The following is a 21,178-nucleotide window of genomic DNA, read 5'->3' as shown; positions in this document are numbered from 1 at the left end:
CTTTATGAATAAGATTGATCCTTTGCCAACATTATTGATTATTCCTACTGGCATAGGGTGCAGTGTCGGTGGATATGCAGGGGATGCAATCCCTGCCGCAAGATTATTGGCTGCTGCTAGTGAATGTTTAATAACTCATCCCAATGTTATGAATGGTGGATCTTTATATTGGCCAGATTCTTATATCCAATATGTAGAAGGGTATAGTTTAAATCTTTTTGCAGCTGGAGAAGTTTTTCTTAAACCAGTAAGACAACAAAAAGTAGGTTTGTTATTAGACGCTGGCTTAGACTCTGATTTAAAAAAAAGACATTTACAAGTGGCTGATGGCTGTGTCGCAAGTTTGGGGCTAGATATTGGCCCAGCAATTACCACTGAAAGAGCGATAGGAATTAATCTGAAAAAAGGTTTAAGTGGTTCAAGTTGGGGGAATATCGAAGAACCAGATGTTCTTTTAAGAGCTGCTGAAAAACTGAAGAAAGCTGGTGCCACTGCAATTGCTGTGGTAACTCGCTTCCCTGATGATAGTGATGAATTAGATACTAAACTTTATCGGCAAGGTAATGGTGTCGATATGATTGCGGGGGTCGAAGCTGTAATAAGTCATTTCCTGGTAAAACATTTATTGATTCCATGCGCACATGCACCGGGATTAGCGCCGTTACCAATTGATTATGATCTAGATCCTCGAACCTCAGGAGAGGAGATCGGATATACATTTTTGCAAAGTGTTTTAGTTGGTCTCAGTCGTGCACCCGATCTTATCTGTAAGTCAGCAATAAAAACTAAAGAAAATACTTTTTCACATGTGGAAACTTTATTAAAGAATACGGATTTAGGAGCGATTGTAGTGCCACAGGGCGCATTAGGTGGCGAAGCAGTTTTATCTTGTATCGAAAAATTTATTCCTTTGATAGTAGTTTCTAATCAAGGAGTATTAAATGTTAGCTCTACAAAGATGAGGCTAGATTGCTTAAGTGAAGAAAATAATAATATTTTGTATGCTGAAAATTATGTAGAGGCTGCTGGATTAATAACAGCTTTACGTTATGGGATTAATATTAAGTCTTTGCGAAGACCCATTCACTGCTTAAAAGAATTGAATGAGGAATAGAAGTAAATTTAAAATTTATCTTGAGGCTATTGGCTTTTTCCACCCACTTCCAAAAGCTTGATTACTAATTTTCAATAAAGGGGGTGCTTGATAACGTTTGAATTCGGCGTTTTTTAATAAGTTGGCTACTTTATCAACAATTGTTTGATCAAATCCTTTTTCTATTAAAACTTCTGTTGGTAAGTGCTCTTCAATTAATCCTTTTAGTATTGGATCAAGAATGAAATAATCCGGCAAAGAGTCGCTATCTAACTGTTCTGGTCGTAATTCAGCACTGGGAGGCTTGTTTCTTATTTCAGAGCCTATTATTTCTCCCGTTTCTGGGAGAAATAAATCATTCCTACAGCTGGATGATGACTCACTATCTATCCAATTACACAGATCAAATACACTTGTTTTATACAAATCTCCAATGACAGACAATCCTCCGTTCATGTCTCCGTAAAGGGTGCAGTATCCTACGGCCAGTTCTGATTTATTTCCTGTAGATAGAAGCAAATGCTTTTTTTGATTTGCAAGAGCCATCAAGATTGTTCCTCTAATACGAGATTGTAGATTTTCAGCTGTGATACCGGTTGGTGTGCCCCATGCTGAATTAGATAAAACATTATTAAAACTATTCATTACATCTGAGATCGGAATCTTTTGATGATGTATTCCAAGTCTATTAGCTAATGTCGTTGCATCATTTACAGACCCTGCTGAACTCCATGGAGATGGCATTAAAATCGCATGAACTTTAGAGATGCCTAAAGCTGCTACGGCAATAGTTGCTACTAGTGCTGAGTCGATACCCCCACTTAACCCAATAATGGCACTATTGAAATTACATTTTCTTGCATAATCTTTTACTCCAAGAACTAACGCTCTGAAAAGAACTTCTTGTGAAGTTGTGGGCTTACTTGATATAGACATTTGTTGATTGAGGGACGATATATCACAAATACCAACTGTCTCCTTAAAGGCAGGAAGTTCTTGTTGTAACGTGCCTTTTTTATTCAGCACAAAACTAGAACCATCAAAGATTAATTCATCATTCCCTCCTACTTGATTGACATAGACCACCGGACATGCAAGACGAATAGCTGCTTTTGATGCTACTTGTTGACGTAATAAACTTTTCGATTCAATAAATGGAGAAGCTGAGAGATTGATAAGCAAGTCTAATTTTTCTTTTTCTAAGGATTTTATAGGATCTTTCCCTAGGATTTTTTCATTTTGTAGGTTTTGTTCAACCCATATATCTTCACAAATAGTTATTCCGATCTTCCAAAGTTTTTCTTGGTAATTAAAGTTTAAAACACTACTATTGTCTGCAGAACGAAAATATCGTTTTTCATCAAAAACATCGTAAGTTGGTAGGAGTTGCTTCCTCGCTACGATACTCCAACTACCTTTTTCTAGAATAACAACTGAATTATACAGTTTAGGAATCTCTATATCTGGAGTTGCTTCTGCGATACCAATTAATACAGATAATTTTTGACTAAGATTACTTATTCTTTTGCTTAAATTATTTAAGATGTCTTTTTGTTCTTCGAAAAGTCTTGGATTAAATAATAAGTCTTTTGGAGGGTAGCCGATCAAAGAAAGCTCAGGTGTTATGACTAGATCGACATTCTTGTTTTTGATCTCTTTACACACATCAAATATTTTCTCGGCATTACCATCGAGATCTCCAATAACTGGATTGAGTTGGGCTAATGCTAATTTCATTATCTGTTATCTGCTAGACCGTATAGATTCTCTTCAAGTAGTAATGGGACAAGCTCCTCAGGTATAAGAACTTCTTGAGGTTTCTCTCTGAATTTCGAACTTGATGATTCAGGTATATGAAATGGCAAGAGATCAATTTTACCACCAAGTTTTTTAATCTCCTCTAATTGTTGATCACTAACTGGCCATCCATCTCTCATCGCGATAGCTATTGTTGCTTTACTGAGAATAGACTTAGCATTAAGCCACTTTGGAACTTGAACAGCTAAATCACTACCAATAACAAAACTAAAACTCGCCTCAGGCCATAGTTGGAAAGCTTTTTTTAGAGTATGAATTGTCCTGGGACTACTCAACTCTTGAACTAGTTCTAATTTAGGATGTGATATTTTTTTTACCAGAATTCTTAAAAGCTGAGTTCTTTTTAGAAGAGGAATTTGATGTTTTTTATCAGGGTTATCACTTGCCCATGTTATAACTTTTGGGAAGATTTTTGTTAATTCACTCAACAAGGCCTGGTGACCCAAAGTGGGTGGATCAGCGCTGGTTCCAAATAAGGCTATTGAATTTATTTTGACTTTCATGGCAATAAATAATTTTTATTTTTTGTCGTATTTGGTGTGATAAGTTTAAAGTCACCGAGTAATATTTTTAAGTCTGAATTTTTTTTGAGAAGATAGTCCAACATTAATCGAGGTCGCCCATCTTTTTTATTTGTATCATTAAGAAATTTATAAGCTGCAAGACGACCTATGAGTTTTGTTGCATTAATAGCAAGAGCTGCTTGTGCAATGGCTATCGGAGCAGTAGGTGCAAGACTTAATCCTCCTGTAAGAGGTGCAGCAAGAATCAGTATTTGCTTGAAAATATTTAGAGTAATTTGTATACCTATTTGTGCACCACCTAGTAATGAATTTTGAAAACTAAGTTTTTTTACTAATTGTCTGGCTGAAGACCCCCCTACCTCTAAACCATATAATTTACTTAGTTGTATAATAAGAGCACTATCAAAAGCTAAACCGGTAATCAGGTCAATCATTAAAAAGGGATTAATTGCTACTCCTGAGGCTTTTAGAGTTGCATATTTCCCAATTAAACTTTGTGCTTCTGCTTTCTTCTTTAGGAGTCGAGTCTCCTTGAGTGATTTGTAGAATTGATCTGCAATTCTTAAACTATTTATATAAAGAAGTAATTCACCACTTTGATCAATAATATCTTTCAGTTCGTTCTTTAGAGTATCAACTTTAGGCTTTTTTTGTTCACTTCTAACAGTTCCGTCTGGTTTTATTTTTGCTTCCCTTGGAGACGAAGACACCAGCGCAATTTTAAGCTTTTGTTTGCAGAATGATAATTTTCTGTGAATACTTGAAAGTATTAGTTTTGTCTCTCTTTTATCCCATTGATCACAACGATTCAATACTAGTAGTATGGGTTTGTTATTACTTAATAGCTTTTCAATGTAATTCAAATCGACTCGTGTTATGTCACTATCAATTACAAAAAGAATTAAATCTGTATCTAATACATAATTAAAATTTATTTTTTCTTTGTTAGAATTATTTATTTCATCTATACCAGGTGAGTCTATTAGCTCAACCTTGTCAAAGTTTTGAAAATTTTTGGACCAAATATAAGATTTACTAGTTTTTGTATTGCCGTTAATTATATCTGTTGGAAATATTTGCTTTTCAATTAATGCATTTAATAAGCTTGATTTGCCAACTCCTACTCGGCCATAAACTGAGATGTGTAGCTCTTTCCGTTGTGATTTGTTTATTTGAAAATCAAGTTGATTTAAAATGTCTTCAAATTTTGTTCTTTCGTAATTAGTAAGATTTAAGTTTTCTTTCCATTGATCAATGGAAAACTTGCATTTTGTGGGTATTTCCCTTTTGTTAATCATTTAGTTGATTTCCTCCACCAACCAGCTAAAACGGCCAAGACAGCTTCTGCTCCTATTAAACCAACAAATCCACCAAACTCATCTACGACGACTCTGACTCCGTTTTTATCTTGATTAAAACCAAGAAGTAGTCTATCTACTCGAATCATTTCTGGTACAAATTCTACATTTTCGCTTAGGTCGTAAGGTGTTAAATGAGAGTCTCCTTGAAGTAAAGAGGCTAATAGCTTTTCGCGGTTAGCGACGCCAACAACCTTGTCTACTTCTTCACCTAAGACTACCCACCATGTTGCATTATTTTCTAATAAGTTTGATTTCACGGATTGCAAAGAAACTCTTCCTGGAAGTGTTGGAGCAGCAACCCTTGGAGTCATTAGATCTTTAGCAGTAAGATCATTAAGCTGAAAAACTTTGGATATCATTGCAGCCTCATCTGCTTCTATTTGACCTATTTGAGATCCAAGTTTAGCCATTTGTCTTATTTCTTCTTCGTCTGTTGTTAGCTCGCTCTTGGCAGTGATAATTGGTAGTAGACGTTCAAGAATTATTAGCAATGGACGCATAACTATACTTAAGAAATCAAGCACAGGAGCACTTGTTAAACTTATTTGCAATGCAAGCCTTGTTCCAAGTGCTTTAGGCACAATTTCTCCAAGAAGTAAAACAAGAATGGTTAGACCAATAAAAAATATTGGTTTTACATTGCCGATCCTATTTTGAAATATAAAACTTGCGTAGCTACCAACCATCAAACTTCCAAAAATGTTGAAACTGTTATTAGCAATTGTTACCACAGTAAGAGTTCTTCCAATTCGGTGACGTAATTTTTCTAATTTTCTAGCTCCAAGTACTTTTGGTTCTCTTCTAGCAAGCTCATGCACGCGTAATGGGTTGACAGCCAATAATGCTGCTTCTATCCCTGAGCACATTGCAGAACCCATCAAAATAACTGTAATAAGAGCAGTTAAGAGCAGAATGTCTTGGCTCATCCTCTAAAGATTTTTTTAAAAGTAAGGATCTTTTGCTTTTATTTTTCCATTAAGTTCCTTCTCTTGCCATCCTTAAGAGTAAATAGGATTATTTTTGTGGCTGATTCAAGCGTTTTTCGTCGCCGTAGAGACATATTTTTGTCACATTTAGGCGAATATGCGGCCATTATTCCCGCTGCAGAACTAGTTACTCATCATGCAGATTGTGAATATCCGTTCAGGCAAAATAGTGATTTTTGGTATTTAACTGGTTTTGATGAGCCTAATGCAGTGGCATTGTTTTTACCTCATAAGCCCAAGGGGGAACAATATGTTCTATTTGTCTTACCTAAAGAGTCTGCCGCAGAAGTTTGGACAGGTTTTAGGTGGGGAACAAAAGGAGTTTTAGACAACTTCGATGTTGATATATCGCATCCTTTGAATGAATTACCAAACCTTTTGCCTCATTATTTAAAAGGCGCTGAAGGGATTGCTTTTCGAGTTGGGAAATATCCACATTTGGAGCCTTTGGTTTTGAAAACTTGGTCTGAGCATTTACAAAAACTTCCTAGAAGTGGAGTCGCTCCGTTTTCAATGATTGCGCCTTGCCCAATACTTCATGGCCTGAGACTTCGTAAGGATGAGTTTGAAATTGAAAGGATGCGTATTGCATCAAAAATTTCTGCGGAGGGCCATGAAATAGCTAGAGAATTTGCCCGCCCGGGGATGAATGAGAGAGAGATACAGGCTCAAATAGAAAAATACTTTCTTGAGAAGGGGACAAGAGGACCCGCTTATGGCTCAATAGTTGCTTCTGGTGATAATGCATGTGTACTTCATTACACTGCAAATAATTCACTCATAAGAGATGGAGAGCTTGTTTTGATCGATGCAGGTTGCTCTTTGGATGATTACTACAATGGTGACATAACAAGAACCTTTCCTGCTAATGGCAGATTTTCTGGAGAACAAAAAGCTTTATATGAAATTACTCTCACAGCTCAAGAAGCTGCAATTCGATGTGTTCGTCCAGGTGGCAATGCGGAAAATGTCCATATGACGGCTTTAAAACATCTTGTTGAGGGTTTAGTTGATATTGGCTTACTTGTTGGTGACGTGGATTCGATAATTGAACAAGAAGCTTATTCTCATTTATATATGCATCGAACTGGGCATTGGTTAGGTCTAGATGTCCATGATGTAGGGGCATATAGACTTGGTGATTATCATCTAAAACTTGAACCAGGAATAGTTTTAACAGTCGAACCTGGTATCTACATTAGTGACCGGTTAGCAGTACCAAATGGTCAGCCAGAGATAGATGAAAAGTGGAAGGGTATAGGAATTCGCATTGAGGATGATGTTTTAGTAACAAAAGATTCTGTAGAAGTATTGAGTAGTCATGCTGCGAAGCATGTGATTGATTTGGAAAATTAATTGAGTTTATTTAGTGATTTCTTAGAAAATAATTTTAATTAAATTGTCCATTTTGAATTGAATCTACTCAAATATTTTTCGCCTTACACAATTTCATAACTATAAAATAGTAGAAAAAATTTGAATTCCTGCTGTAGTAATTCAAATAGGTCCTAGTTCCTGTTAAGTTAGTAGATTGTTAGCTAGTTGAAAACTTAGAAATGATGGTTTCTGAAGAGGCTGGTACTGTTCAAGAAGATTTAACAGGTACTGAGGCAGGCACACAATCTGAAAATCAAGGAAAAATTAATTCTGAAGAAACCAAGTCAGGTCGGCCAAGTGCACTTGGAGGCGCTGCAGCATTGGCGACCGCAACCATAGATGCAGATGGCGTACCTTCTGGACATACTCCAAAGGCAGATGAGGGAAGATTTTTGCTAAAAATTCTTTGGTTGCCAGACAATGTGGCGTTGGCTGTTGATCAAATTGTTGGAGGTGGTCCTAGCCCACTTACAGCTTATTTCTTTTGGCCAAGAGAAGACGCATGGGAAACGTTAAAGTCTCAATTAGAAGAAAAAAGTTGGATTACTGATAATGAAAGAGTCGAAGTACTAAATAAAGCGACAGAGGTCATAAATTATTGGCAAGAGGAAGGGAAGGGTAAAACTTTGGAGCAAGCTAAAATTAAATTCCCTGATGTGACTTTTTGCGGTACTGCATAAAAAAATCCTTGAACAAAGTTATTGTTCAAGGACCTAAAAGTTTAATTAATAAAAATTATTCTGATTTTGATGCTTGAAACCAAGCTTTTGCTTTATTTAATGTTTCTTGAGCTTTAATTTTTTCAGTTGAAGTTTCTTTATCTGATGTTTGGCTTAATTTATTTTTTGCCTGTTCTAATTCAGCCTCAGCTTTAGTTGAATCAATATTTTTCCCCATCTCAGCCTTATTTACTAAAACTGTAACTTCATTGGATTCAACTTCTGCGAAACCTCCAGTTAGGGCAATTGAATCCCAATTACCGTTTTTTAAAACCCTTAAAACACCAAAATCAATAGCAGTAACCATTGAAATATGACCAGGCAATACTCCCAAAAGCCCTGTTGTGCTTGGGAGTATTATTTCATCAGCAGTGTCGTCAAACACGCTCTGATCAGGTGCAAGCACTCTTAAAGTTAAAGTCATTTCTTCAGGGTTTTAGAAAAACGTTGAGTGGGGTATTTGAACAGAAGCAAAATATTTAGGCTTTTGCTTCAGATTCTATTTTTTCTGCTTTGGCTTTCACCTCATCAATACTTCCAACAAGATAAAAAGCTTGCTCAGGAAGATGGTCTAGCTCACCAGCAAGAATCATATTGAAACCTTTGATTGTGTCCTCCAGTTTCACATATTTACCTGACATGCCTGTAAAGATTTCAGCAACAAAGAATGGCTGAGAGAGGAATTTTTCAATTTTACGGGCACGATCAACTGTCTTTCTATCTTCTTCTGATAGCTCGTCTAATCCCAAAATTGCAATGATATCCTGCAATTCCTTATACCTTTGAAGTGTTGACTGAACTGCTCTAGCTGTGCGGTAATGCTCATCGCCCACAACAGATGGCTGTAGCATTGTGCTGGTTGAGTCAAGTGGATCAACAGCAGGATAAATTCCCTTAGCTGCAAGAGCTCTTGCCAAAACTGTAGTTGCGTCTAAGTGAGCAAAAGTAGTGGCAGGCGCAGGGTCTGTTAAATCGTCAGCCGGTACATAAACAGCCTGAATGGAGGTAATAGATCCCTCAAGAGTAGAAGTAATCCTTTCTTGAAGCTCTCCTACGTCTGTTCCTAATGTTGGCTGATATCCAACTGCAGATGGCATACGTCCTAGTAATGCTGATACTTCTGAGCCAGCCTGAACAAATCTGAAGATGTTATCGATGAATAAAAGAACATCTTGCTTATTTACGTCACGAAAATGCTCAGCCATCGTCAATGCAGAGAGGCCCACTCTCATCCTTGCCCCTGGAGGCTCATTCATTTGACCAAAGCAAAGAGCTACTTTTGACTTGGTCAGATCTTCTGAATTGATAACTCCAGATTCTTTAAATTCCTCGTATAAATCGTTACCTTCTCTGGTTCTTTCTCCAACCCCACCAAAAACTGATACACCTCCATGTTCTTTGGCAATATTGTTAATGAGCTCTTGAATTAGAACTGTTTTACCTACACCTGCTCCTCCAAATAATCCGACTTTTCCTCCTTGACGGTATGGAGCAAGTAAATCAATAACTTTGATACCAGTCTCAAATACTTTTGGTTTTGTTTCTAGGTCTGTAAGGCTTGGAGCTGAACGGTGGATTGGTGAAGTGGTTACGTTCTTAAGATCTCCCTGTTCATCTACAGGTTCTCCAAGAACGTTGAAAATTCTGCCAAGTGTAGCTTCACCGACAGGTACAGAAATCGGGGCTCCAGTGTCTATAGCTTCCATACCTCTGACCAAACCATCAGTGCCGCTCATCGCAACGGCTCTAACTCTATGATCACCTAATAATTGTTGAACTTCTGCAGTAAGTGCAACATCTTGCCCAGCTGGATTCTTGCTTTCAATTCTTAACGCATTAAGAATGGAAGGGAGTTTTCCAGCGGGAAATTCAACATCTAAAACAGGGCCAATTACTTGGCGAACTATACCCTTAGTTCCAACAGTAGAGGTAGCAGAAGCGGCCATAAGATAACTAGAAACTTTGTGAGCATGCTCTGATGCGCATACTCTTATCAGCGGCTTAGACTACCACTCCACAGGCATTTTTTTTTAGTGTTCGGTCAACCGCACAGAATATATGTGGTCTAGAGCGTACTTAGATGCATAAATTAATACCGTTGGTAATGAGTAATACTCTTTATCGAGCAGCGCTAAGCGCTTTTGTTTTTTTTGCTACTGCACTAATTTATGGCAGCTGTATCTCTCAGCGTCTCCACTGTAAAGCCACTTGGGGATCGTGTATTTGTAAAAGTTTCTGAATCAGAAGAAAAGACGGCGGGTGGCATATTGCTTCCCGACACTGCTAAAGAGAAACCTCAAGTCGGTGAAGTTGCTCAGGTTGGTCCTGGCAAACGCAACGAAGATGGTTCCCGTCAATCTCCTGAAGTAAGTGTTGGAGACAAAGTTCTCTATAGCAAGTACGCAGGTACTGATATCAAGCTTGGCAGCGATGAGTATGTTCTTCTTTCTGAAAAAGACATACTTGCTGTCGTCAATTAAAACTCAGCTTCTAGCTGTAGTCCAAACCAAAAAACTTTCGAAATTAAAGGAAATCGCCTCTTATGGCTAAGCGCATCATTTACAACGAGCAAGCCCGCCGTGCACTCGAGCGAGGTATTGACATTTTGGCTGAATCAGTCGCTGTGACTTTAGGACCCAAAGGTCGTAATGTCGTTCTAGAGAAAAAGTTTGGTGCACCTCAAATAATCAATGATGGTGTAACAATTGCTAAGGAGATAGAACTCGAAGATCACATTGAAAACACCGGCGTTGCTCTAATCCGTCAAGCTGCTTCTAAAACCAACGATGCGGCAGGAGATGGTACAACCACCGCTACTGTCCTTGCTCATGCAATGGTCAAAGCAGGTTTAAAGAATGTCGCAGCTGGAGCTAATGCAATTACCTTGAAAAAAGGGATTGATAAGGCAACTGAATTTTTGGTTGAAAAAATAAAAGATCATTCCAAACCAATTAGCGATAGCAATGCAATTGCACAATGCGGAACCATTGCTGCTGGCAATGATGAAGAAGTTGGCAAAATGATCGCTGATGCAATGGACAAAGTAGGTAAAGAAGGCGTTATTTCTTTAGAAGAAGGTAAGTCAATGACCACCGAGCTAGAGGTCACTGAAGGAATGCGTTTCGATAAGGGATATATATCTCCTTACTTTGCAACCGATACTGAAAGGATGGAAGCAGTGTTGGATGAACCTTACATATTACTTACTGACAAAAAAATAGGTCTAGTTCAAGATCTTGTTCCAGTTTTAGAACAAGTTGCCAAAACTGGTAAACCTCTTCTAATCATTGCTGAAGATATAGAAAAAGAAGCTTTAGCTACTTTGGTTGTTAATAGACTTAGAGGAGTTTTAAATGTTGCAGCGGTTAAAGCTCCTGGCTTTGGTGATCGCAGAAAAGCGATGCTGGAAGACATGGCTGTTTTAACAAATGGTCAACTCATAACTGAGGATGCAGGATTAAAACTTGAAAATGCCACGCTTGATATGCTTGGAACTTCAAGGCGAGTCACAATTAATAAGGACACATCCACAATTGTTGCTGAAGGAAATGAAGTAGCTGTTAACGCTAGGTGTGAACAAATCAAGAAGCAGATGGATGAGACAGACTCAACCTATGACAAAGAAAAGCTTCAAGAAAGATTAGCTAAACTATCCGGTGGCGTGGCTGTAGTGAAGGTAGGGGCTGCAACTGAGACTGAGATGAAAGACAAGAAACTTCGCTTAGAAGATGCAATTAATGCAACTAAAGCTGCAGTTGAAGAGGGAATAGTTCCTGGGGGTGGTACTACACTTGCACATTTAGCTCCTTCACTAGGGGATTGGTCCTCAGCTAATCTCTCAGGAGAGGAATTAATCGGAGCAAATATTGTTGAGGCTGCTCTTACTTCTCCACTCATGCGCATAGCTGAAAATGCTGGGGCTAACGGAGCAGTTGTTGCTGAGAATGTTAAATCTAAGCCTGTCAATGATGGGTATAACGCCGCAACTGGTGAATATGTAGATATGCTTTCTGCGGGAATTGTTGACCCAGCAAAAGTAACCCGCTCAGGTTTGCAAAATGCTGCTTCAATAGCCGGAATGGTTCTCACAACTGAATGTATAGTTGCTGATTTACCTGAGAAGAAAGAAGCATCCCCAGCAGGCGGCATGGGCGGAGACTTCGATTATTAATTAATCTCTAACTGATAGTAAAAGTAAAAGGAGAGATAGATTATTTCTATTTCTCCTTTTTCTTTTCTTAAAAATTAAAAAGATAAGTATTTGATTATTCTCTAAACAATCCTTTGATATTTATAAACTTTAGTAAGAAAATATATAACTTACTAAGGAAAAAACACTATCTGGTTGTTATTGATTTTATTTTAACCACCCTGCACTAAGAATAACAGCAAGGGCTAGAAATAATATTAGACATGCCCATGTAGCTCTATTTAAGGTTGCCTCGGCACTACTGGCACTTGAGAACATAGAACTTCCACTTGATGCTAGTCCACCCATCCCATCGCCTTTTGGGCTATGAAGAAGAACTAAAAGTATTAAAAAAACCCCTGAAATTGCCCATGCCCAAGATAAAAGAGGAATGATCATTTTTTTGTTATTAATTATGCGGGTTGAGGAATAAGATTTGGTTTCTTAGGTAAGTTAATTGGCTCAATAAGAGTTGAACCGGTCATTGCTTTTGGTTTTGGTAAATTTAATAGGTGTAAAATAGTTGGCGCTAAATCAGATAATCCGCCTCCAGATTCTCTGAGTTTTATATCATTTCCATATCCATTCAATTTACGTTTTTCACCTTCAACAAGTATTACCGGTACAGGATTTGTTGTATGAGCCGTCCATGGTTGGCCATCTGGGCCAACCATAACTTCAGAATTACCATGATCAGCTGTTATCAATATAGATCCTCCTAGCTTTCCTATTGAATTTAATAATTTCCCAACGCAGCTATCAACTTTTTCATTAGCTTTTTTTGCCGCTGAAATTATTCCAGAATGTCCAACCATATCAGGATTCGCAAAATTAATTACCACTAATGAATATATTCCAGTTTCAATTGCTTTGATGCAACTGTCAGTGAGCTCATCAGCTGACATCTCGGGCTGAAGATCATATGTTGCCACTCTTGGAGAAGGCACAAGGTGTCTTGCTTCTCCTTTTAATGGTTTCTCAATCCCTCCATTTAGAAAATATGTTACGTGTGGATATTTTTCTGTTTCAGCTGTCCGATATTGTTTTAAACCGTGATCAGAAACTACTTGACCTAATAAATCATTTAATGGCTCAGGTGGGAAAGCAACTGAAACTGGAAGACCCGATTCATATTGTGTAAATGTAAGGACGTCAATATCTATTTTGTTTTTCCGTTCAAAGCCATCAAAATCTTTTAATTTAAGCGCCTTTACTAATTGCCTAGCTCTGTCAGGGCGGAAATTAAAAAAAACGACTCCATCTCCATCCATTAAGGATGAGGAGGAAAGTCTAATGGGTTCAATAAATTCATCTGTTATTCCTTCTTGATAGCTTTTCTTTATACTTTCTTCTGCTGATAAATCGCTAATTACAAAATTTGGATTAGTCAGCAATTCATAAGCTTTTGAAGTCCTTTCCCATCGATTATCTCGATCCATAGCCCAGTATCTGCCGCAAATAGATGAAATCTCTCCCACCCCTGTTGATTTGATTTTGTTTTCTAGTGTTTTTATATATTTAGAGGCGCTTTTTGCGGAAGTATCCCTTCCATCAGTGAATAAATGTAATGAGACATTTGAGAGCTCCTTTTTTGCAGCCCATTCAATTAATCCACATAAATGATTGATGTGGCTATGCACTCCTCCATCAGAACAAAGTCCCATGATATGCAGAGTTCCTCCATTCTCTTTTAAGTTTTTGGAAAAATCATTAAGAGCAGTATTTTCAATTAATTTATTTTCTTTGACTGTATTAGATATTCGAACCAATTCTTGCTGAATTATTCTTCCTGCTCCAATGGTTAGATGACCAACTTCGGAGTTCCCCATTTGCTCATCTGGAAGCCCTACATCTGCACCGCTTGCTTCGATAAGAGTATGAGGATAGGCATGCCATAAAGCATCAAATACAGGCGTTTCTGCCTGTTTTACAGCATTATGTTCAATTTCATCTGAGTACCCCCAACCATCAAGTATCGCCAATACTACTGGCGCTACTTTCTCTTTGCTTATTGAAACAGCGGGATTACTGCTTGACATTCAAAGAAATTGATTCCTAATAATGGTTGCTTTCGTATTAAATTACTTCCTAAATAGGTCAACAGGCTAATACTTTGATGTTTGGTTAGCTTTTCCCTATTAGATTTAAAAAGTATTTCAACTATTCCTAAGAAAAAATAAAATTTTTAGGACTTTAAAATATGTCTGAAGAAGCAATACAAAAAGAGATAGAGATCCTATCTAAAAAAGAATTTGATAGAACCATAAAAAGATTGGCTTCTCAAATACTGGAAAAGGTTCCAAATACTAATTCATTGTTGCTTGTTGGGATACCGACAAGAGGAGTTTATTTGTCTAAATTATTAGCAATGTATTTAGAGGAATTATCTGGTCAACAAGTCGAGAATGGATGTTTAGACCCTACTTTTCATAGAGATGATCTTGAGAAGGTTGGTACTCGAATAGCACAAGTCACGGATTTGCCCTCTACTCTCGATGATAGAGAGGTCGTCTTGGTTGATGATGTTATTTATACAGGGAGAACTATTAAAGCAGCATTAGAAGCTCTACATTTTTGGGGGCGAGCAAAAAGAGTGACGCTTCTTGCGATGATAGACAGAGGCCATAGAGAAGTTCCAATTCAACCAGACTTTTGTGGGCGGGTGGTTCCAACAAGTAAAGATGAGACTATTGATCTTAGATTGAGAGAAGTTGATGGCGAAGAGGGAGTATTTTTATGTAAAAAAAATAAAAGATAGTTATCTTATTTTTCCAAGATTTTGACTTGTGATTACATTATTATTTCGTAAATCAAAACCTTTAATATCAAGTTGACAATTTTCATTGATATTAAAATTTAATTTAATACAATCCTCCCCAATCTGACCAGGAGGGTCAAGAGGAATTGAAATAACAATATTATTTATTTTTTTAATTTTATCCTTAGATTCTATTTTTTTTAAAGTTGGTAATCCATTAATGTAGATAATCTCATATGAGCCTTCTTCCTGAGGTTCTCCAATTATTAAATCTATGCTTAATTGATTATTTACACTTGCGGCCAATATTATTTCTAAAGGTTTACTTGTTGGCCATGGTTGACCTGCTAGGAAAAGAGGATGCCATATATGTTTTTCATTTTTTTTATTCCAGCACCTCAGACTTACGCCTTTATTGAGAACATCTTTTACTTGAACTCCTGGAGTAAGATTTAATGCTCCTAATGCAATTGCTTCAATAGGTGGGGGAGTTAGAAAAGGGATTGAATCGCAAAGAATATTTAAATAATTTTTAATCAAAGGTATTTGTGATCCTCCTCCCACTAAAACAACACTATCAAGATCTTTTAATTCAAATGAATTTCTTTTAGCACTATTAATTGTTTGGTTAAATAATATTTTAATACTTTCTAAAAGTCCTTTATTAATAAGTAAATCTTCCAGTCCTTTCTTTGATAGACTTAAAAACTTTTCTTCATTTTGGTTAGTTTTTATTTTTTTTGAAATAACTAAGGTTTCCTTTATGCCTCCCTTACTTAAATTACATTTGAGTTCCTCTGCGATACTCAAGAGTGAATTTGTTGGCTTTTCATCTGGTAATAAATGATTAGCTATCCATCTATCTATATCTTTACCCCCCATACGAATTCCTGCTTTGCCAAGCACTTTTGCAGTGCGTAGAACCTGAGTACTTTTTCCTTCGAGATTATTTCCATCAAATCTAACTAGTTGCGCTATTGGAGAAGCTTTTCCCTCTCCTCCCTCTAAAGCAACAATTGACATGTCAATTGTACTTCCCCCAAAATCTAAAACAAGTAATGTTGACCCTGGCTCTAGTCCAGCGCCCATTGCAGCAGCAGTAGGTTCATCAACTAATGCAATTTCCTTTACTTTTAAAGAATTACTTATGTTGACTATCCAAGATCTATATTCTCGATATGTATCTACTGGAGCAGTTAATACAAGTCTTTTGATGTTTACTTTCGCTGAGGCTTTTTTCCAAATATTGTGAATTAAAATCTCACCAGCTTTTTCTGGAGTAATTTTTGAATTATATACTGGAGCAATTTCGGAAGATCCTATCCATCTTTTGAAATCTTGACTTAAGTTATTTTCGTTTTCTTCATTAATGAGTTCTAAATCTATAATTTGCTGTCCTATTAAATAGTTTTCTTCTTTTTCTGTTGTTTTCCAAACCAAACTTGGAATTTCACCGGGGGAACGACTAATTGGAGATAAATCTAAAAGTTCTGGAGATTCCCCATGCTCTTTCTGAAAAACAACTACTGTAGTTGAACTACCTAAATCAATTGCTAATGTTCCAGAATTATTTGTATTAATTTCAGATGACTTGATGTTTTCTAATTGATTTATTTTTTTATTCTCCATATTTCTTAGTGGTTGTTAATTGGGAGCAATCAGAATTAGTAAAAACCAAGTGATTATCAAAAACTAACACTATCGTTATTATTTGGCGAAAAATGTGGAAATGAACGATTCTCGCCTAGAATAAACCAACAATAAAGTTTTAAGTGTGATTAAATCAGGTTCAGGAGTAAATTCCAAGGATTTAGCAAAAAGAGGCGAGAGTCTTATCAGGCAGTCAACTAATCGCTACCTGACAACTGTTCGTATTGCTTTTAGAGCAAAGCAAAGAAGATTTGATGATTTTGACGGACTTTTAGAAGAATCAACAGTCAAGCCAGTACAAAGAGCAATAATTGAACTGAGTGATGAACAAGATCAACCTGATCTTTTGCCAGGGTAGGTGATCAAAAAAGAAGGTCCGGGTTGGAGAATAATTACAGATAAATCAAGAGGAAACTTTTCTGCGCTTATAGGTGGGGAAACCTGGGCAATTGAATTGAATCAATCTGAGTGGAAAAAATTAGTAAAAATAGTAATTCAATTGTCCGATCAATATTCATATGTTAAAGATCAATTAATGGGCAATGAGGATATAACTCTGGAATTAGAACGTAGCCCTTGGCTAGCAATTTTGAAAGGTGATCAATATGGATGGAACCTTAAATTGATTTTAAATCAAAGTGGTTTATTAAATCGAGGAGCAGAGGTCTATTGGCCTAGAAATGTGACTAAGCATGTCGCTAATGCAATGAGAACAATGTGGGATTCAGGCTATTTGTGAAAGAACTTAACTAAAAGTTTTTCAAAATTTCCCCAAATCAAACTTGCTATAACTCACAATTTTTCCACAGAATTAAAACGATTAACAAAGTCCTGACTATTTACTGTGGAAAAAGGCTGCTTTCGGCAGGCATAATTCGATTAACATATAGAACAAACACTTTAGATAAGAAAAACTTATAGCTTTTTCCTGAAGGTAGGTGGGCGCTAGGTCTGAAGATGAGACGGTTCGAGAAAGCGTTTTTTCATATTTGATTTTGATAGTAGTTTGCATGTGGATTTAAAATTTTCAAAAGCCTATTAAATGAACAATATTGATTTTACTAAAGAAAAAAGCTCGATCCAGGGTTCTGAGGTTTTGGAATCTGAGGATACTATTAGTTTTCAAACAGAAATACCCAAGCATATTCAACAAGCGATGAAGGTTTTTATTGAGAAACATCCGAATTGGGATCAATACAGGCTTTTACAAGCTGCACTTGCAGGGTTCTTGATCCAAAATGGTATCAGTTCCAGATTAATAACACGTCTTTATATTGGAAATATGTTTGGATCTCACTCTTTTTAAATTAATTTTTCACGAGCTTTTTTAAAAGTTCTAAAGCGATATCTTGTTTAATTGGCATTATTGACAGCCTATTACCTTTACGAACTAGAGTTAGATCTTCAGCCGTATAAGTTTCAGATAGCTCCTTTAATGTGATCATATTTTTAAATTCAGAGATATATTTAGTCTTTACGCAATCCCAGCGAGGATTGTCTCTATTAGATTTTTGGTCATAGTACTTTGAACTTTCATCAAACTGATAAGGGTCGACTAGATTTGTCCCAATTATTTCCATTAAACCTACTATGCCAGGTGGTTTCGTATTTGAATGATAAAAAAAAGCTTTATCTCCAATTTTCATTGACCTCATAAAATTTCTAGCTTGATAATTTCGAATTCCATCCCAAAGAGTTTCTACTTCATTCTTTAAATCTTTAATACTGTAAGCATCTGGCTCACTTTTCATTAGCCAATAGTTGATTTCTTTCTTTGACATTGATCTTGGGAGAAATACGGAGTTTGAGTAAAGTTTGAGTAAATCAGCGTCTAGTTACTCACATGCTTTCTTTGGTTATGTGAACTCTAACGTAGATCTATCAGGACAAACAGATCGCACAACACACAAGAAATAAATCTGGATAGCAGTTTTATCTATGTAATCCTTGGCCACAGTTTCTTGATTGATGAGCCAACATGTTCACACGTTGGTTACCAGTGAGCAGGATGCCAATGAGAGTTGAGGGAGCTGTTCTTTGCATCAGCTTCCTCATCTTGTTACGTGACCACTTTGATGTGCATAACTGTCAACTCATCAGTTACGCAAAGGCACGGATAATTCAGATATAGATTGATTTGATGAGTCATCTTTTGACGCTTCGCGTAGATGTTTAGCGTTTTGGACGCTAATTGGACAGGAATCTGGACGTAAAACCACCAATAATAATACAATTGTACTAATAATCAACCCCGCAGGATGAAGCGTGACGGATGGCTTAAGGAGCCGAGTGGAGTTTGGATACTGAGGTTTAGATATGATTGGTCGAGCTGGGATCAGAATCCAAAGGTCATTGTCGACAAAGGTAGGCTTGAACGTAATGGTATACCTCTACTTAAGAGTCGTAAGAGGATGCGTAGAAACCTAGCGATTCAGTTATGGAAGAACCTTTTGGCTAATGGCTGGCGAAGAATCAAACCTCAATGGGAATAGCCACATAAAAAAAGATTAATACCCTTACATATAAACAAGACCTACCCACCCCTGTGGGGGACATTCAGTCCTCGCCTTATACGTTATTAGGGTTCACAAATTTATTTTGAATTTTTAAGGCTATTAAATACGCCATTTTCCACAATTCTGAATTCAATACGTACACAATATCTATTTGATTCGTAGACAAGGTGTAGAAGATTTGTACCCAATATGGACATATTTAGTGTTACTTAGGGGTCAACCCTTGTCATAGTAAGGATTATTTAAAAATCAATATTGTCTACAAGTTTCCACAGGCTTTGCAAGTATTTTCCACAGGGTAGTAAATAAATTGTAGACAAGATATAAAGGGTCAACCCCCAGTCACGGTATACCGTAAAGGAATATTTCTTTATTACTTTTTGAATTCTTAAATATGTTGACAGTGTGTGTATAGTAAATTCTACAAATACATTTTCCTGTGAAAGCCATGAAGAATGGAACCAACACCTCTAAAGATTTAAAAGCACCAAGTTCTGAGAATGTCGATGCTTATAAAATGGGACCATCAGGTAGTCAGCCATTAATTAAGAAAGACATTGATTCTTCTGAATTGATGACTGAGGAGTATAGGGAAATTCTTCAGGATAATTTTGATAAAGATCAAGATGCTGGAAATCTTGCACAGCTAAATCAACGAACAAAGCTTCTACCTTCAATACGTTTAGTTCTAGATGAAATAAAACATGAATTCAAAACGGAAATGAAAGATATCAAAGAGAGACTCAACGCAATTGAAAACCATGTTGCTCAATTTGCAGAGGCAGAGAGAGGAGTGAATAGAGCAATAACTAATTCCTGCAATGAGCAAGCTCGTATGAGGAAAAAGAATAGAGAGGGATTTGAAGACACTCAACAAATGGTTCTACTTAAAGGTGAAGATGTAATTGAGGAAGTCCAATATCTTTCAACTGCAGTTAATAAGCTACAAGCATTACTCATTTGCCAAGACGATCAAATTCAGTGATAACTACCATTCTTTTGATCGCTTGGAAGTCGAGAGAAAATGAATAACTTTCCCTTCTACGTCTTAAGTCGATTAATCCTTTTCTGTGTCGTTGGCATAGTTATTAGACAGCAAAAGAAAAACTGATGTTCGTGAAGGGCTCAGAACATGGACAAGAGATACAGGTGTAATTGTCAGGATGAGAACCGATTCTGTAAAAGCTGTTAGTCCTAAGGGGGAGTATGGGCGTTATTTAGAGTGGACTTATTCAAGAACTGGTGAAGGTAACGAGAGTGGTTCAAGTTGGAGTGTCCAAGGAGATTGTCAAGATTTCACAGTGAACTGGGAAGCAGATTCAATGGGCTGGACATCAGTAAAAAGCCCTGAAGAATTTTTGAAAAAACGCTTTCCATTTCCCAGCCCTCAATGGGGCGAAAAAATGTCACCTTTATTTAGTCCTGCAAAAGAGGCAAAAGATGTTCTTTCAGAATTTTGTCCTCAAATGGATCGGCTTGTCAGAGAGGCAAACGAAGATTAATGAAACGTTTCTTACTATTAGTCCTAACCACTGGGCTTCTCTCCCCTATCGCTGCTAAGGCTGAAAGTATATGGCTAGTCCTTGGTTGGGCTGGCTCATATCAGATGGCTCTAGAAAAAATTGAGATGAAGAACATGTCTCAATGTAAGGAGCAAGGTGAGTTATGGATGGCAGAACTTGAAGATAAAAAGAGAAGAATGCATAAAGGATCTTTTCAAAGAGAACTACGGTATCGCTGCATAACAGGTAAATAAATGAAACGCCTACTACTTACATCTCTAATACTTGTTCTTGGGTTACCTGTTCATGCTGGTAGTCCAGATTTTTTTGACGATCAGCAAATTAAGGACTTCCTCTCGAAAGCTCATGGTCGAGTAATTTCTGATGAAGAGGTTAAAGAATATAGACAGGCTGAATGTGTAGGAATTGAGATGGGTATTCAAGCAAGACTTGATATAAATTCAGAGAATCCTACTAAAGGATTCGATAAAAAAATAATCAAATATTGCAAAATAGATAAAGCCAAAATCAAGGAACTCAAACAAGGAAACGAAAAGATCAAAAACAGCCCATCAAGAGTGGAGCGTTATCCTGAAAATTACGTTTATAAAGGCAAAACATATTGGGCTAGCAGAGTTTGTGAACCACCCAGAAGAATGGAAAAAAATAGCTAAATGGTGTAAGA

At 37.0% G+C, this 21,178-nt stretch carries 24 protein-coding genes; 14 read left to right on the top strand and 10 right to left on the bottom strand.

What is annotated here, in order from left to right:
- Positions 1-4: 4 nt before the first annotated feature.
- Positions 5-1,114, top strand: a complete 1,110-nt coding sequence (locus tag AC6EIZ_RS06045) for a DUF3326 domain-containing protein (protein WP_498509665.1) — start codon at positions 5-7, stop codon at positions 1,112-1,114.
- Positions 1,115-1,129: 15 nt separating this feature from the next.
- Here the strand turns inward: AC6EIZ_RS06045 and AC6EIZ_RS06040 are convergent, their stop codons facing one another.
- Genes AC6EIZ_RS06040 through AC6EIZ_RS06025 form a run of 4 tightly spaced genes read right to left on the bottom strand, consistent with a single transcriptional unit; the run spans position 1,130 to position 5,722 of the window.
- Complete coding sequence (locus AC6EIZ_RS06040) at positions 1,130-2,830, bottom strand: NAD+ synthase (RefSeq protein WP_498509663.1); 1,701 nt, start codon at positions 2,828-2,830, stop codon at positions 1,130-1,132.
- Positions 2,830-3,414, bottom strand: coding sequence for a nicotinate-nucleotide adenylyltransferase (locus tag AC6EIZ_RS06035; protein ID WP_498509662.1), 585 nt, complete (start codon positions 3,412-3,414; stop codon positions 2,830-2,832). Before AC6EIZ_RS06035 ends, AC6EIZ_RS06040 begins: the two co-directional genes overlap by 1 nt.
- Positions 3,411-4,733: a GTP-binding protein gene (locus AC6EIZ_RS06030; protein WP_498509660.1), complete on the bottom strand. Its 1,323-nt coding sequence runs from the start codon at positions 4,731-4,733 to the stop codon at positions 3,411-3,413. Before AC6EIZ_RS06030 ends, AC6EIZ_RS06035 begins: the two co-directional genes overlap by 4 nt.
- A complete protein-coding gene (locus AC6EIZ_RS06025; protein WP_498509659.1) occupies positions 4,730-5,722 on the bottom strand; it encodes a CNNM domain-containing protein in 993 nt (330 codons plus the stop codon). Before AC6EIZ_RS06025 ends, AC6EIZ_RS06030 begins: the two co-directional genes overlap by 4 nt.
- Positions 5,723-5,818: 96 nt before the next feature.
- Here AC6EIZ_RS06025 and AC6EIZ_RS06020 point away from each other — a divergent pair, with 96 nt between their 5' ends.
- Complete coding sequence (locus tag AC6EIZ_RS06020; RefSeq protein ID WP_498509657.1) at positions 5,819-7,138, top strand: aminopeptidase P N-terminal domain-containing protein; 1,320 nt, start codon at positions 5,819-5,821, stop codon at positions 7,136-7,138.
- A 200-nt stretch (positions 7,139-7,338) separates the two neighbouring features.
- Positions 7,339-7,839, top strand: coding sequence for a 30S ribosomal protein PSRP-3 (locus AC6EIZ_RS06015; protein ID WP_498509655.1), 501 nt, complete (start codon positions 7,339-7,341; stop codon positions 7,837-7,839).
- Between the two features lie 55 nt (positions 7,840-7,894).
- Here the strand turns inward: AC6EIZ_RS06015 and atpC are convergent, their stop codons facing one another.
- Both atpC and atpD read right to left on the bottom strand, forming a co-directional pair.
- Positions 7,895-8,302, bottom strand: coding sequence for an ATP synthase F1 subunit epsilon (atpC, locus tag AC6EIZ_RS06010; RefSeq protein WP_498509653.1), 408 nt, complete (start codon positions 8,300-8,302; stop codon positions 7,895-7,897).
- A gap of 55 nt (positions 8,303-8,357) precedes the next feature.
- The gene (gene atpD / locus AC6EIZ_RS06005) at positions 8,358-9,824 is read right to left on the bottom strand and encodes a F0F1 ATP synthase subunit beta (protein ID WP_498509651.1); all 1,467 of its coding nucleotides are present in this window, start codon (positions 9,822-9,824) and stop codon (positions 8,358-8,360) included.
- 222 nt (positions 9,825-10,046) lie between these two features.
- Between atpD and groES the strand changes: the two genes are divergently transcribed.
- Positions 10,047-10,358, top strand: coding sequence for a co-chaperone GroES (groES, locus tag AC6EIZ_RS06000; RefSeq protein WP_011295315.1), 312 nt, complete (start codon positions 10,047-10,049; stop codon positions 10,356-10,358).
- A 62-nt stretch (positions 10,359-10,420) separates the two neighbouring features.
- On the top strand, positions 10,421-12,049 hold the full coding sequence (groL, locus tag AC6EIZ_RS05995) for a chaperonin GroEL (protein ID WP_498509649.1): 1,629 nt from the start codon (positions 10,421-10,423) through the stop codon (positions 12,047-12,049).
- 186 nt (positions 12,050-12,235) lie between these two features.
- On the opposite strand, the gene secG is transcribed toward groL, so the two are convergent.
- Positions 12,236-12,466: a preprotein translocase subunit SecG gene (gene secG, locus AC6EIZ_RS05990; protein ID WP_498509647.1), complete on the bottom strand. Its 231-nt coding sequence runs from the start codon at positions 12,464-12,466 to the stop codon at positions 12,236-12,238.
- Between the two features lie 14 nt (positions 12,467-12,480).
- Positions 12,481-14,106 (bottom strand): 2,3-bisphosphoglycerate-independent phosphoglycerate mutase, encoded by a 1,626-nt coding sequence (gene gpmI / locus AC6EIZ_RS05985; RefSeq protein ID WP_498509646.1) that lies wholly within the window; start codon positions 14,104-14,106, stop codon positions 12,481-12,483.
- A gap of 161 nt (positions 14,107-14,267) precedes the next feature.
- On the opposite strand from gpmI, the gene pyrR reads away from it, so the two are divergent.
- Positions 14,268-14,825: a bifunctional pyr operon transcriptional regulator/uracil phosphoribosyltransferase PyrR gene (pyrR, locus tag AC6EIZ_RS05980; protein ID WP_498509645.1), complete on the top strand. Its 558-nt coding sequence runs from the start codon at positions 14,268-14,270 to the stop codon at positions 14,823-14,825.
- Here the strand turns inward: pyrR and AC6EIZ_RS05975 are convergent, their stop codons facing one another.
- Entirely contained in the window at positions 14,826-16,454 is a 1,629-nt protein-coding gene (locus tag AC6EIZ_RS05975; protein WP_498509643.1) for an Hsp70 family protein, read from the bottom strand.
- Positions 16,455-16,599: 145 nt separating this feature from the next.
- Here AC6EIZ_RS05975 and AC6EIZ_RS05970 point away from each other — a divergent pair, with 145 nt between their 5' ends.
- The 3 genes from AC6EIZ_RS05970 (at position 16,600) to AC6EIZ_RS05960 (ending at position 17,781) form a co-directional block, all read left to right on the top strand.
- Positions 16,600-16,833 carry a DNA-directed RNA polymerase subunit omega gene (locus AC6EIZ_RS05970; protein WP_498461439.1) on the top strand — a complete coding sequence of 78 codons (234 nt, stop codon included), beginning with the start codon at positions 16,600-16,602 and terminating at the stop codon, positions 16,831-16,833.
- A complete protein-coding gene (locus AC6EIZ_RS05965; RefSeq protein WP_498509641.1) occupies positions 16,834-17,214 on the top strand; it encodes a DUF1818 family protein in 381 nt (126 codons plus the stop codon).
- A 303-nt stretch (positions 17,215-17,517) separates the two neighbouring features.
- Positions 17,518-17,781: a DUF2811 domain-containing protein gene (locus tag AC6EIZ_RS05960; protein WP_498509639.1), complete on the top strand. Its 264-nt coding sequence runs from the start codon at positions 17,518-17,520 to the stop codon at positions 17,779-17,781.
- A gap of 1 nt (position 17,782) precedes the next feature.
- Here the strand turns inward: AC6EIZ_RS05960 and AC6EIZ_RS05955 are convergent, their stop codons facing one another.
- Entirely contained in the window at positions 17,783-18,256 is a 474-nt protein-coding gene (locus AC6EIZ_RS05955) for an EVE domain-containing protein (RefSeq protein WP_498509637.1), read from the bottom strand.
- A 477-nt stretch (positions 18,257-18,733) separates the two neighbouring features.
- On the opposite strand from AC6EIZ_RS05955, the gene AC6EIZ_RS05950 reads away from it, so the two are divergent.
- From AC6EIZ_RS05950 to AC6EIZ_RS05930, 5 genes are all read left to right on the top strand, one after another.
- Positions 18,734-18,967: a DUF1651 domain-containing protein gene (locus AC6EIZ_RS05950; protein ID WP_498461435.1), complete on the top strand. Its 234-nt coding sequence runs from the start codon at positions 18,734-18,736 to the stop codon at positions 18,965-18,967.
- 472 nt (positions 18,968-19,439) lie between these two features.
- Positions 19,440-19,976: a hypothetical protein gene (locus AC6EIZ_RS05945; RefSeq protein WP_498509635.1), complete on the top strand. Its 537-nt coding sequence runs from the start codon at positions 19,440-19,442 to the stop codon at positions 19,974-19,976.
- A gap of 178 nt (positions 19,977-20,154) precedes the next feature.
- A complete protein-coding gene (locus AC6EIZ_RS05940) occupies positions 20,155-20,493 on the top strand; it encodes a hypothetical protein (RefSeq protein ID WP_498509633.1) in 339 nt (112 codons plus the stop codon).
- Positions 20,493-20,747 (top strand): hypothetical protein, encoded by a 255-nt coding sequence (locus tag AC6EIZ_RS05935; RefSeq protein ID WP_498509631.1) that lies wholly within the window; start codon positions 20,493-20,495, stop codon positions 20,745-20,747. Before AC6EIZ_RS05940 ends, AC6EIZ_RS05935 begins: the two co-directional genes overlap by 1 nt.
- Positions 20,748-21,167, top strand: a complete 420-nt coding sequence (locus AC6EIZ_RS05930) for a hypothetical protein (RefSeq protein WP_498509629.1) — start codon at positions 20,748-20,750, stop codon at positions 21,165-21,167.
- The last annotated feature ends 11 nt before the right edge of the window (positions 21,168-21,178 follow it).

The organism is Prochlorococcus sp. G4PB16, assembly GCF_059772465.1.
This window is presented reverse-complemented; position numbering and strand designations above follow the sequence as displayed.

What these genes read in the sequence shown, in the direction of transcription:
- secG (WP_498509647.1), bottom strand. Translation starts at nt 12,466, where the DNA reads ATGATCATTCCTCTTTTATCTTGGGCATGGGCAATTTCAGGGGTTTTT.
- groL (WP_498509649.1), top strand. Translation starts at nt 10,421, where the DNA reads ATGGCTAAGCGCATCATTTACAACGAGCAAGCCCGCCGTGCACTCGAG.
- AC6EIZ_RS05930 (WP_498509629.1), top strand. Translation starts at nt 20,748, where the DNA reads ATGAAACGCCTACTACTTACATCTCTAATACTTGTTCTTGGGTTACCT.
- AC6EIZ_RS06025 (WP_498509659.1), bottom strand. Translation starts at nt 5,722, where the DNA reads ATGAGCCAAGACATTCTGCTCTTAACTGCTCTTATTACAGTTATTTTG.
- AC6EIZ_RS05945 (WP_498509635.1), top strand. Translation starts at nt 19,440, where the DNA reads ATGAAGAATGGAACCAACACCTCTAAAGATTTAAAAGCACCAAGTTCT.
- AC6EIZ_RS06040 (WP_498509663.1), bottom strand. Translation starts at nt 2,830, where the DNA reads ATGAAATTAGCATTAGCCCAACTCAATCCAGTTATTGGAGATCTCGAT.
- gpmI (WP_498509646.1), bottom strand. Translation starts at nt 14,106, where the DNA reads ATGTCAAGCAGTAATCCCGCTGTTTCAATAAGCAAAGAGAAAGTAGCG.
- AC6EIZ_RS05975 (WP_498509643.1), bottom strand. Translation starts at nt 16,454, where the DNA reads ATGGAGAATAAAAAAATAAATCAATTAGAAAACATCAAGTCATCTGAA.
- AC6EIZ_RS05940 (WP_498509633.1), top strand. Translation starts at nt 20,155, where the DNA reads ATGAGAACCGATTCTGTAAAAGCTGTTAGTCCTAAGGGGGAGTATGGG.
- AC6EIZ_RS06030 (WP_498509660.1), bottom strand. Translation starts at nt 4,733, where the DNA reads ATGATTAACAAAAGGGAAATACCCACAAAATGCAAGTTTTCCATTGAT.
- groES (WP_011295315.1), top strand. Translation starts at nt 10,047, where the DNA reads ATGGCAGCTGTATCTCTCAGCGTCTCCACTGTAAAGCCACTTGGGGAT.
- atpD (WP_498509651.1), bottom strand. Translation starts at nt 9,824, where the DNA reads ATGGCCGCTTCTGCTACCTCTACTGTTGGAACTAAGGGTATAGTTCGC.
- AC6EIZ_RS06035 (WP_498509662.1), bottom strand. Translation starts at nt 3,414, where the DNA reads ATGAAAGTCAAAATAAATTCAATAGCCTTATTTGGAACCAGCGCTGAT.
- AC6EIZ_RS05950 (WP_498461435.1), top strand. Translation starts at nt 18,734, where the DNA reads ATGAAGCGTGACGGATGGCTTAAGGAGCCGAGTGGAGTTTGGATACTG.
- AC6EIZ_RS06015 (WP_498509655.1), top strand. Translation starts at nt 7,339, where the DNA reads ATGATGGTTTCTGAAGAGGCTGGTACTGTTCAAGAAGATTTAACAGGT.
- AC6EIZ_RS05955 (WP_498509637.1), bottom strand. Translation starts at nt 18,256, where the DNA reads ATGTCAAAGAAAGAAATCAACTATTGGCTAATGAAAAGTGAGCCAGAT.
- pyrR (WP_498509645.1), top strand. Translation starts at nt 14,268, where the DNA reads ATGTCTGAAGAAGCAATACAAAAAGAGATAGAGATCCTATCTAAAAAA.
- AC6EIZ_RS05935 (WP_498509631.1), top strand. Translation starts at nt 20,493, where the DNA reads ATGAAACGTTTCTTACTATTAGTCCTAACCACTGGGCTTCTCTCCCCT.
- AC6EIZ_RS05960 (WP_498509639.1), top strand. Translation starts at nt 17,518, where the DNA reads ATGAACAATATTGATTTTACTAAAGAAAAAAGCTCGATCCAGGGTTCT.
- AC6EIZ_RS06045 (WP_498509665.1), top strand. Translation starts at nt 5, where the DNA reads ATGAATAAGATTGATCCTTTGCCAACATTATTGATTATTCCTACTGGC.
- atpC (WP_498509653.1), bottom strand. Translation starts at nt 8,302, where the DNA reads ATGACTTTAACTTTAAGAGTGCTTGCACCTGATCAGAGCGTGTTTGAC.